The organism is Pseudomonas sp. RW407 (genome assembly GCF_003176655.1).
In the GTDB taxonomy this organism is placed as follows: Bacteria; Pseudomonadota; Gammaproteobacteria; order Pseudomonadales; family Pseudomonadaceae; genus Pseudomonas; species Pseudomonas delhiensis.
Map to the genome: position 1 here is coordinate 852387 of NZ_QGSL01000107.1, position 10194 is coordinate 862580.

Here is a 10194-nt window from a genome sequence, read left to right on the forward strand (position 1 = left end):
CGCGCGCAGGGCGCGCTCCTACATGGGGCACGGTGCTGGGGCAATCCGTAGGAGCGGATCTCATCCGCGAATCGCACCGGAGATGACGGTTATCGCGGAGAAGCTCCGCTCCTACGGGTGGGAATGCCATGCCTCACAGCAACCTGTAGGAGCGGGCCCTGCCCGCGATTTGCGCGCAGGGCGCGCTCCTACATGGGGCACGGTGCTGGGGCAATCCGTAGGAGCGGATCTCATCCGCGAATGGCGCCGGAGATGACGGTTATCGCGGAGAAGCTCCGCTCCTACGGGTGGGATGCCATGCCTCACAGCAACCTGTAGGAGCGGGCCCTGCCCGCGATTCCGCGCGCAGGGCGCGCCTACAACGGCAATGCCGAAGGAAACTCCGCGGCAAGGGTTTGCGCCAGCCACTCGCCGAACCACTCGATGTCGGCGCTGCTCGGCCCCGTCGGGATCAGCAACTGGTAGCTCTCCAGGCGCACCTGGTTCGGCAGCGGCCGCACCAGCGCGCCGGACTCCAGCTCCCTGCGCACCAGCACGTCGTTGGCCAGGGCGATGCCGGCGCCGGCCTCGGCCATGGACAGCGCGTGGTCGTTGCTGACGTAGAGCACGTCGGGGCTGACGCGGATGTCCAGCTGGTTGGCGGCGAACCAGGCGTTCCACCATTCGCCGTCGTGGACGTGGATCAGTTCGTGGCGCACCAGCTCTTCGGCGCTGCCCAGCGGGCCGTGGGCCGCCAGGTAGGCCGGCGAGCACACCGGGAACACCTGCGGGTGGAGCAGGGTGGCGCAGCTCTGCGGGTACTGCCCGGGCATGCCGTAGACGATGCCCAGGTCGGCGCTGTTGCCGTCCACCTCGGTGAAGGTCGGGTTCGGCTCGATCGCCACCTTCAGCCCCGGGCGCTGCTGGCGCAGGGCTTCCAGGTGCGGCATCAGCCAGCGCTTGGCGAAGGCCGGCACCACCAGGATCTTCAGCCAGCGCGCCGAGCCGCCGGGGGCCAGTTCGCGGCTGGCCTCGGCGATCTGCTGCAGCGCCGTGGCTATCTTCGCGTAGTAGCGCTGGCCGGCGGGCGTCAGGCTGACCCCGCGCGGCGTGCGCTCCAGCAGCTGCACGCCCAGCCAGTCCTCCAGCAGGCGCACGTGGCGGCCGATGGCCGGCTGGGTAACGTGCAGCGCCTTCGAGGCGGCGACGTAGCTGCCCAGGCGCGCCGCCGCCTCGAAGGCGCGCACGGCGTTGAGCGGCGGCAGGCGGGGCAGGGACATGGGCGGCTCGCAGGCTGTTAATTTATTTAATAGCGAATGTAAGAAAATTGAGCTTTTTGCTCAACTGCAATCTGGCCACACTCGGCCCCAGCAGCCTCACCACAAAACCAGCCGGTCACCGGCACACGCTGCAGCGCTTTCCCCATTCCTGCCACAACAAGTACAAGCCTCCGCGCGCACCGCGCCAGCGGGGGAGGGAACCGGAGGTACATCCATGAGTGCCCTGCACGGCCTGCAGACGGCCGCCGTCTCCATTCGATCGGTGCGCAAGGTCTACGGCGACCCGGACAGCGGCCCGGTGGCGCTGAAGAGCGTCGACCTGGACATCCGCGACAACGAATTCTTCACCCTGCTCGGGCCCTCCGGCTGCGGCAAGACCACCCTGCTGCGGATGATCGCCGGCTTCGAGTTCCCCACCGCCGGCGAGATCCTCCTCTACGGCGAGAACATCGCCGACCGCGCGCCCTACGATCGCCCGGTCAACACGGTGTTCCAGCACTACGCGCTGTTCCCGCACATGACCATCGCGCAGAACCTGGCCTTCGGCCTGGAGTCGCACCCCATGGGCCAGCGCCTGGGCAAGGCGGCGGTCGCCGAGCGGGTGCGCGAGATGCTCGCCCTGGTGCAGATGGAGCGCTTCGCCGAACGCCGCCCCACCCAGCTTTCCGGCGGCCAGCAGCAACGCGTGGCCCTGGCCCGCGCGCTGGCCCCGCACCCCAAGGTGCTGCTGCTCGACGAGCCGCTCTCGGCCCTGGACCTGAAGCTGCGCCAGGCCATGCGCGAGGAGCTCAAGGCGATCCAGGCCAAGACCGGGATCACCTTCATCTTCGTCACCCACGACCAGGAAGAAGCCCTGACCATGTCCGACCGCATCGCCGTGCTGGCCGAGGGCGAGGTGCAGCAGGTCGGGCGCCCGGCGGACATCTACGAGCAGCCGCGCAACCGCTTCGTCGCCGACTTCATCGGCGAGACCAACTTCCTCCCGGCGCAGGTCGACGAGATCGCCGACGGCCAGGCGCTGTTCCGCATCCCCGGCGGCCGCACGCTGCGCGCGGCGAGCCGCGAGGGCCTGCGCCCGGGCGCCGAGGTGACGCTGTCGATCCGCCCCGAGCGCCTGCGCCTGGTCGGCGCCGAGGACCCGCAGGCCACGCCCTGCACCCTCGCCGAGCAGATCTACCTGGGCACCGACCTGCAGTACCAGGTCAGCCTCGCCGACGGCACCCGCCTGCGCGTGCGCACGCCCAACAGCGCCGGGCAGAGCCAGCGCTTCGCCCCGGGCGAGCGCCTGGGCCTGCAGTTCGACCGCGACAGCGCCAGCGTCCTGCTGGACTGAGCCGAGGAGCGCGCCATGTCTTCCCTCACCGTACGCCCCGGCAACGCCCTGGAGCGGCGCCGGGCCCTGGGCAACCTGCTCGGCGTATCGCCGGCGCTGCTGGCCATCGGCCTGTTCCTGGTGGTGCCGATCCTCATCGTCGTCGCCTACTCACTGATGCAGGCCAACCCCTATGGCGGCGTCAACCACGTGTTCAGCAGCGACGCCTACGTCTCGCTGCTGTTCGAGCGCCAGCTGGACGACAGCCTGGCCTTCGCCGATTCCTACCTGGTCATCGCCCTGCGCTCGCTGGGCATCGCCGCGGCCACCACCGCCATCACCCTGCTGGTGGGCTTCCCGGTGGCGGTGTGGCTGGCCATGCAGCCGGCCAGCCGCCGCGGCCTGCTGATCTTCCTGATCACCGTGCCGTTCTGGGCCAACCTGCTGATCCGCACCTACGCCTGGATCCTCCTGCTGCGCGGCACCGGGGTGATCAACAACGGCCTCATGGGCCTGGGCCTGATCCACCAGCCGCTGCCGCTGCTGTACAGCGACGGCGCGGTGCTGCTGGGCCTGGTCTACACCTACGCGCCCTTCGTGGTGCTGCCGATCTATTCGACCCTGGAGAAGATGGACATGCGCCTGCTGGAAGCCGCCCAGGACCTCTACGCCGGGCGCCTGCGTACCTTGCGCAAGGTGGTCCTGCCGATCGCCCGGCCGGGCATCCTGGCCGGCGCCATCCTCACCTTCGTGCCCTGCCTGGGCGCGATGATCGCCCCCGAGCTGCTCGGCGGCGGCACCAAGATGATGCTCGGCAACCTGATCTTCCGGCAGTTCGCCGACGCCCGTAACTGGCCCTTCGGCGCCGCCCTGTCGCTGGTGCTGATGGCGGCGGTGATGCTCGCCCTGACCTTCTACGCCATGCGCGCCGAGCGCCTGCGCGTGGCCCGGGGAGGTGTGTGATGCTGGCCCTGTTGCGCAAGCGCCGTCTCGGCGTGCAGGACTTCCCCGGCTTCGGCGGTTTCAGCCTGCTGTTCTACCTGTACCTCTACGCGCCCATCGTGGTGCTGGTGATCTACTCGTTCAACGCCAACCAGTCCGCCACCGTGTGGACCGGCTTCAGCCTCGACTGGTACCGCGCCGCCTTCGCCAACCAGGCGCTGCGCAGCGCGGCCGGCAACAGCCTGCTGATCGCCGTGTGCGCCAGCGCGATCGCCACCGCCATCGCCACCCTGGCCGCGCTGGGCACCTCGCGCGGGGCGAAGTTCAAGGGCATGCGCCTGTCCATGGGCACCATCATGCTGCCGCTGGTGCTGCCGGAGATCGTGGTCGGCGTCGCCACCCTGGCGCTGTTCTCCAGCCTCGGCGTGTCGCTGGGCTATGGCAACCTGATCATCGCCCACACGGTGTTCTGCATTCCCTTCGCCTACCTGCCGATCCGCGCCCGCCTGGAGGACATGGACCTGTCCCTGGAGCAGGCCGCCGCCGACCTCTACGCCGGGCCCTGGCGGACCTTCCGCAAGGTCACCCTGCCGCTGCTGATGCCGGGGATCTTCTCCGGGCTGATGCTGGCCTTCATCGTCTCGCTGGATAACTTCGTGATCTCGATGATGGTCTCCCAGGCCGGCACCACCACCTTGCCGATCTTCATCTTCGGCCTGCTGCGGATGGGCGTCACCCCCGACGTCAACGCGGTGTCGACGCTGATCCTCGGGGTATCCGTGTTCTTCGTCAGCCTTTCCTACCTGCTCGGCAAAGCCAAAGCCTGAGCGCCACGCCACTACGGGAGTCAACATGAGCAAGTCGATCGCAGTCATCGCCGCCACCCTGTCGCTGGGCCTGGCCGGCGCGGCCAACGCCGCCGGCCAGGTCAACGTCATCAGCTGGAGCGGCTACTTCTCGCCGCAGATCCTGGAGAAGTTCGAGAAGCAGACCGGCATCAAGGTCACGGTGGATTCCTACGACTCCAACGAGACCCTGCTGGCCAAGCTCAAGCAGGGCGGCAGCGGCTACGACGTGGCCATCCCCTCGCACCAGTTCGTGCCGATCCTGGTCCACGAGAACCTGCTGGAGCGCTTCGACCCGGCCCAGCAGCCGTACTACGCGAACATCGTCGACAACCTGCAGAAGCCCACCTGGGACCCGGAGGGCGGCTATTCGGTGCCCTTCATCTGGGGCACCACCAGCGTGGTCTACGACACCGCCACCTACAAGGGCCCGGCCGACAGCTACTCGCTGCTGTTCCAGCCGCCGCAGGAGCTGCAGGGCAAGATCAACATGCTCGACTCGGTCAACGAGGTGATGGACACCGCCAGCCTGTACCTGGGCGTGCCGCTGTGCAGCGAGGACCCGAAACAGGTGCAGCAGGTGCTGAACCTGCTCAAGGCGCAGAAGCCCTTCGTCAAGACCTACAGCTCCAAGGCCGGCTCGGTGCGCGAGAACCTCGCTTCCGGCGAGACCTCGATGTCGCTGTTCTGGGGCGGTTCCTCGCTGCGCGCCCGGGAAATGAAGCCGAGTCTGAAATACCTGTACCCCAAGGAAGGCGTGATGGCCTGGGTGGATAACCTGGTGATCCCCAAGGGCAGCAAGAACCCCGAGGCGGCCCGGCAGTTCATCGCCTTCATGAGCCAGCCGGAGAACTCGGCGCTGACGCAGAACTTCCTCAAGCACCAGAGCCCGATCAAGGGCACCGACGCCTTCCTCGACCCGAGCCTGAAGGATGCGCCCGAGCTGCACATCCCCGAGGGCACCAAGGTGGTCTTCAGCAAGACCTGCGGCGAGGGCGCCATCCGCCTGGCCGACCGGCTGTGGACCAACCTGATGCGCTGACCGAAGGCGCTGGCCCCCCGCGTTCGCGGGGGTGACGGGGTGGGGCAGGGCGCCGGAAGGCGCCGTGGCTTCGCTCGCCCCGTCAAAGCTCCATCCCCTGAACTGTTCCGTCATTCCCGCGAACGCGGGAACCCAGAGAAAGGCCGCGTCACATGAGCCAGAACCCGAATATCAGCCCCCTCGTCCAGCTCCAGGCCCACGAACTGGCGCAGCTCATCCGCCTGCGCCAGGTGTCCTGCCGCGAGGTGATGGGCGACTACCTGGCGCACATCGAGCGCTTCAACCCGGCGGTCAACGCCCTGGTCAGCCTGCAACCGGCCGAAGCGCTGCTGGCCCAGGCCGACGCGCGCGACGCCGAGCTGGCCCGCGGCGAGTACCGCGGCTGGATGCACGGCCTGCCCCACGCCATCAAGGACCTGTCGCTGACCAAGGGCATCCGCACCACCCTCGGCTCGCCGCTGTACCGCGACTACGTGCCCGAGCGCGACGGCATCATGGTCGAGCGCATCCGCGCCGCCGGCGCCATCCTCATCGGCAAGAGCAACACCCCGGAATTCGGCCTCGGCTCGCAGAGCTACAACCCGCTGTTCGGCGCCACCGGCTGCGCCTACGACCCGGCCCGCACCGCCGGCGGCAGCAGCGGCGGCGCGGCGGCGGCCCTGGCCCTGCAACTGGTGCCGGTGGCCGACGGCAGCGACATGATGGGTTCGCTGCGCAACCCGGCGGCGTTCAACAACATCGTCGGCTTCCGTCCGTCCCAGGGCCGCGTGCCCTTCGACGACGCCGCCGACCTGTTCTGCGACCAGCTCGGCTACGAAGGCCCCATGGGCCGCAGCGTGCGCGACGTGGCCCTGCTGCTGTCGGTGCAGGCCGGGGCGGACGCCCGCGCGCCGCTGTCCATCGCCGAATCCGGCAAGGCCTTCGCCGGCCCGCTGGAGCGCGACTTCAAGGGCGCGCGCCTGGGCTGGCTGGGCGACCTCGGCGGCCACCTGGCCATGGAGCGCGGCGTGCTGGAGCTGTGCCAGCGCTCGTTCGCCGACTTCCAGGCCATCGGCTGCGAGGTCGAATCCTGCGAGCTGGGCTTCCCCGCCGAACGCCTGTGGGACTGCTGGCGCACCCTGCGCCACTGGTTCGTCGCCGGCTCCCTGGGCGCGGCCTACGCCGACCCGGTCAAGCGCGCGCTGCTCAAGGAAGAGGCCTGCTGGGAAGTGGAGAACGGCCTGCGCCTGTCGGCCATGGAGGTGTTCCAGGCCACGGTGGCGCGCAGCGACTGGTACCGCGCCATCCAGCGCCTGTTCGAGCGCTACGACTACCTGCTGCTGCCCAGCGCCCAGGTGTTCCCCTTCGACAAGCACCTGCACTGGCCGAAGGAAGTCGCCGGCCGCGCCATGGACACCTACCACCGCTGGATGGAAGTGGTGATCCCCGGCACCCTGTCCGGATGCCCCGTCGCCAACGTGCCGGTAGGCTTCAATGAACAGGGCCTGCCCATGGGCCTGCAGATCATCGGCCGGCACCAGGCCGACATGGCCGTGCTGCAACTGGCCCATGCCTACGAGCAGGCCACCCAATGGTACCGGCGCTGCCCGCCGCCGCTGCTGGCGCAGTGAGGCGCGCGCCGAAGAAGGAGGTTCGATGAACGTCAGCTTCTTCCAGGAACTGCTGCAGAGCATCAGCGAACGCGGCCGCCAGCTGCTGGAGTCCCGCGAGCCGGTGCCGATCAGCGCGGCGTCGCTGGTCGAGGCCAGCCGCCGCCTGCTCTCCGGCCACGGCGAGGCCTCCGGCGTGGCCCTGGCGCGGCAGGTGCTGTGCGCCTACCGCGACTGCCCGCCGGAGCAGCAGAAGGCCTTCTTCGACAACCTGCTCAACGACTTCGCGCCGCCCGCCGAGGCCCTGGCCGACGCCTGCCGGCGCTACCTGGAAAACCCCGGCGCGGAGCAGGTCACCGCGCTGTTCGAGGCCTGCGAGCCGCCGCGCCAGGAACTGTTCCGCCGCCTCAACCAGGCCCCCGGCGGCACCGCCGAACTGATCGCCATGCGCCGCCTGCTGCTGCAGGAGCTCAAGGCGCGGCCGCAACTGGCGGCGGTGGACCACGACCTGCAGCACCTGCTGGCCTCCTGGTTCAACCGCGGCTTCCTGGTGCTGCGGCGCATCGACTGGTCGACCCCGGCGGCGATCCTGGAAAAGATCATCCGCTACGAGGCGGTGCACGCCATCAAGGACTGGGACGACCTGCGCAGCCGCCTGCAGCCGGCCGACCGCCGCTGCTTCGCGTTCTTCCACCCGGCGCTGCCGGAGGAGCCGCTGATCTTCGTCGAGGTGGCGCTGACCCGGCAGATGCCCGCCGCCATCGCCGAAATCCTCGAACAACCCGGCGAGGCCGCCGATGCGCCGGACACCGCGGTGTTCTACTCCATCAGCAACTGCCAGGAAGGCCTGCGCGGCATCTCCTTCGGCAACTTCCTGATCAAGCAGGTGGTGGAGGAACTGGCCCGCGAAGTGCCCGGGCTCAAGCAGTACGTCACCCTCTCGCCGGTGCCCGGTTTCCGCCGCTGGCTCGACAGCCAGGCCGAGCGCCCCGAGGTCGCCGAATGCCTGAAGGCGCTCAAGCCCGACGCGCCGCCGCCCCCGCGCCTTGAACAGCCGCTGCTGGCGCTGGCCGCCGAATACTTCCTGCAGGCCAAGAATGCCCAGGGCCTGCCGCCGGACCCGGTGGCGCGCTTCCACCTGGGCAACGGCGCCCGCCTGGAGCGCCTGAACTGGCGCGGCGACCTCTCCGCCGGCGGCCTGCGCCAGGCCGCCGGGCTGATGGTCAACTACCGCTACGAATTGCGTCAGATCGAGAAAAACCACGAAGCCTACGCCAACCAGGGCACGGTGATCGCCGCCAACGAGGTCAAGCGACATCTCGCCCCACCGGCCAAGCCCCGCCGCTAGGAACCGCCATGAACCAGAGCCTTTTCGCCGCCGTCGGCGAGCACCTGCCCGAAGACCTCAACAAGCCCTTCCTCCGTACCCCGGATGGCGGCGGCTACAGCTATGCCGAGATGCTGCGCAGCAGCGCGCAATTCGCCCACGCCCTGGTGGAACTGGGCGTGCAGCCGGGCGACCGCGTCGCCGTGCAGGTGGACAAGAGCCCCGAGGCGATCATGCTCTACCTCGGCACCCTGCGCGCCGGCGCCGTCTACCTGCCGCTGAACAGCGGCTATACCAGCGACGAGCTGAGCTACTTCCTCGGCGACGCCGAACCCTCGCTGTTCGTCTGCACCCCAGCCTTCGAGGAGCAGGCCAAGGCACTGGCCGAACAGTGCGGCGTGGCCCGCGTGGCGACCCTCGGGCAGCACTGCGAAGGCAGCCTGATGCGCCACGTGGAAGGCAAGCCGGCGCGTTTCGCCGACGTCGCGCGCAGCCGCGACGACCTCGCCGCCATCCTCTACACCTCCGGTACCACCGGGCGCTCCAAGGGCGCCATGATCAGCCACGGCAACCTGGTCTCCAACGCCCGCGCGCTGGTCGAGGCCTGGGGCATCACCAGCGCCGACTGGCTGCTGCACGCGCTGCCGATCTTCCACATCCACGGCCTGTTCGTGGCCATCAACAGCCTGCTGATGGCCGGCGGCTCGCTGCTCTACACGGAGAAGTTCGACGCCGCCGAAGTGCTGCGCCTGCTGCCCCAGGTGAACCTGCTGATGGGCGTGCCGACCTTCTACACCCGCCTGCTCGACCAACCGGGGCTGACCCGCGAGGCGGTGGCGCACATGCGCCTGTTCGTCTCCGGCTCGGCGCCACTCACCGCCGAGACCCACAAGGCCTTCCGCGAGCGCACCGGGGTGGCCATCCTCGAGCGCTACGGCATGACCGAAACCGGCATGAACACCTCCAACCCGCTTGATGGCGAGCGCATCGCCGGCACCGTCGGCTTCCCGCTGCCGGGCGTCGAGCTGCGCATCACCGACCCGGCCGAGAAGGAGGCGAAGCTGCTGCCGCAAGGCGAGCCGGGGATGATCGAGGTGCGCGGCCCCAACGTGTTCCGCGGCTACTGGCGCATGCCGGAGAAGACCGCCGAGGAACTGCGCGGCGACGGCTTCTTCATGACCGGCGACATCGGCTTCATCGACGACAAGGGCTACGTGCAGATCGTCGGGCGCAGCAAGGACATGATCATCAGCGGCGGCTACAACGTGTACCCGAAGGAGCTGGAACAGATCATCGACACCCTGCCCGGCGTGGCCGAATCGGCGGTGATAGGCCTGCCGCACCGAGACTTCGGCGAAGGCGTGACGGCGGTGGTGGTGGCCAGGCCCGGCGAGACGCCGAGCGAGGCGGACATCCTCGCCGGCCTGGACGGTCATCTGGCGCGCTACAAGCAACCCAAGCGGGTGGTGTTCGTGGACGCGCTGCCGCGCAACGTAATGGGCAAGGTGCAGAAGAACCAGCTGCGCGAGCGCTTCAAGCAGCTGTACGCCTGAGCGCAGGGCGGATAACGGCTCTTCGTAGGAGCGAGCTTGCTCGCGAACAGTGCTCGCCTGTGAGCTCGGTGTATTGGATGGACTCCGCAACCCTCTCCCCAGCCCTCTCCCTGAAGGGAGAGGGGGCTAGTCCGTGCCGAGAGAAGTAATGGTTTTAGCCGGAACCTACCGGGCTAACCGGCTAACTCCAAAACACCCACCTCTGCCCAACGGCCCCCTCTCCCTTCAGGGAGAGGGGGCTATCCGTGCCGCTGGTGGTTTTCGTGCCATCCGGCAACACCGGCGTGGCCGACGAGCGCCGATATCACACTTCACACCGAACGGT

The 10194-nt window shown here is 69.0% G+C and carries 8 protein-coding genes; 7 read left to right on the top strand and 1 reads right to left on the bottom strand.

Annotation, left to right across the window (positions count from 1 at the left end; genetic code table 11):
* Positions 1-356: 356 nt before the first annotated feature.
* Positions 357-1259, bottom strand: coding sequence for a LysR substrate-binding domain-containing protein (locus DK254_RS28000; RefSeq protein ID WP_089391027.1), 903 nt, complete (start codon positions 1257-1259; stop codon positions 357-359).
* Between the two features lie 214 nt (positions 1260-1473).
* Here DK254_RS28000 and DK254_RS28005 point away from each other — a divergent pair, with 214 nt between their 5' ends.
* The 7 genes from DK254_RS28005 (at position 1474) to DK254_RS28035 (ending at position 9869) form a co-directional block, all read left to right on the top strand.
* On the top strand, positions 1474-2592 hold the full coding sequence (locus DK254_RS28005) for an ABC transporter ATP-binding protein (RefSeq protein ID WP_109936435.1): 1119 nt from the start codon (positions 1474-1476) through the stop codon (positions 2590-2592).
* A 15-nt stretch (positions 2593-2607) separates the two neighbouring features.
* Positions 2608-3534: an ABC transporter permease gene (locus DK254_RS28010; protein ID WP_089391025.1), complete on the top strand. Its 927-nt coding sequence runs from the start codon at positions 2608-2610 to the stop codon at positions 3532-3534.
* Positions 3534-4340, top strand: coding sequence for an ABC transporter permease (locus DK254_RS28015; RefSeq protein WP_089391024.1), 807 nt, complete (start codon positions 3534-3536; stop codon positions 4338-4340). The genes DK254_RS28010 and DK254_RS28015 overlap by 1 nt, the downstream gene beginning before the upstream one ends.
* A gap of 25 nt (positions 4341-4365) precedes the next feature.
* A complete protein-coding gene (locus tag DK254_RS28020) occupies positions 4366-5400 on the top strand; it encodes an extracellular solute-binding protein (RefSeq protein WP_109936436.1) in 1035 nt (344 codons plus the stop codon).
* 152 nt (positions 5401-5552) lie between these two features.
* Positions 5553-7010, top strand: coding sequence for an amidase (locus DK254_RS28025; RefSeq protein WP_109936437.1), 1458 nt, complete (start codon positions 5553-5555; stop codon positions 7008-7010).
* 25 nt (positions 7011-7035) lie between these two features.
* Positions 7036-8337, top strand: a complete 1302-nt coding sequence (locus tag DK254_RS28030) for a malonyl-CoA decarboxylase (RefSeq protein ID WP_109936438.1) — start codon at positions 7036-7038, stop codon at positions 8335-8337.
* Positions 8338-8345: 8 nt separating this feature from the next.
* Positions 8346-9869: a malonyl-CoA synthase gene (locus DK254_RS28035; protein WP_109936439.1), complete on the top strand. Its 1524-nt coding sequence runs from the start codon at positions 8346-8348 to the stop codon at positions 9867-9869.
* Positions 9870-10194 lie beyond the last annotated feature (325 nt).

Bases quoted from the DNA above. Each gene is read 5' to 3' on its own strand.
- DK254_RS28000 (WP_089391027.1), bottom strand. From the start codon at position 1,259: ATGTCCCTGCCCCGCCTGCCGCCGCTCAACGCCGTGCGCGCCTTCGAG.
- DK254_RS28005 (WP_109936435.1), top strand. From the start codon at position 1,474: ATGAGTGCCCTGCACGGCCTGCAGACGGCCGCCGTCTCCATTCGATCG.
- DK254_RS28010 (WP_089391025.1), top strand. From the start codon at position 2,608: ATGTCTTCCCTCACCGTACGCCCCGGCAACGCCCTGGAGCGGCGCCGG.
- DK254_RS28015 (WP_089391024.1), top strand. From the start codon at position 3,534: ATGCTGGCCCTGTTGCGCAAGCGCCGTCTCGGCGTGCAGGACTTCCCC.
- DK254_RS28020 (WP_109936436.1), top strand. From the start codon at position 4,366: ATGAGCAAGTCGATCGCAGTCATCGCCGCCACCCTGTCGCTGGGCCTG.
- DK254_RS28025 (WP_109936437.1), top strand. From the start codon at position 5,553: ATGAGCCAGAACCCGAATATCAGCCCCCTCGTCCAGCTCCAGGCCCAC.
- DK254_RS28030 (WP_109936438.1), top strand. From the start codon at position 7,036: ATGAACGTCAGCTTCTTCCAGGAACTGCTGCAGAGCATCAGCGAACGC.
- DK254_RS28035 (WP_109936439.1), top strand. From the start codon at position 8,346: ATGAACCAGAGCCTTTTCGCCGCCGTCGGCGAGCACCTGCCCGAAGAC.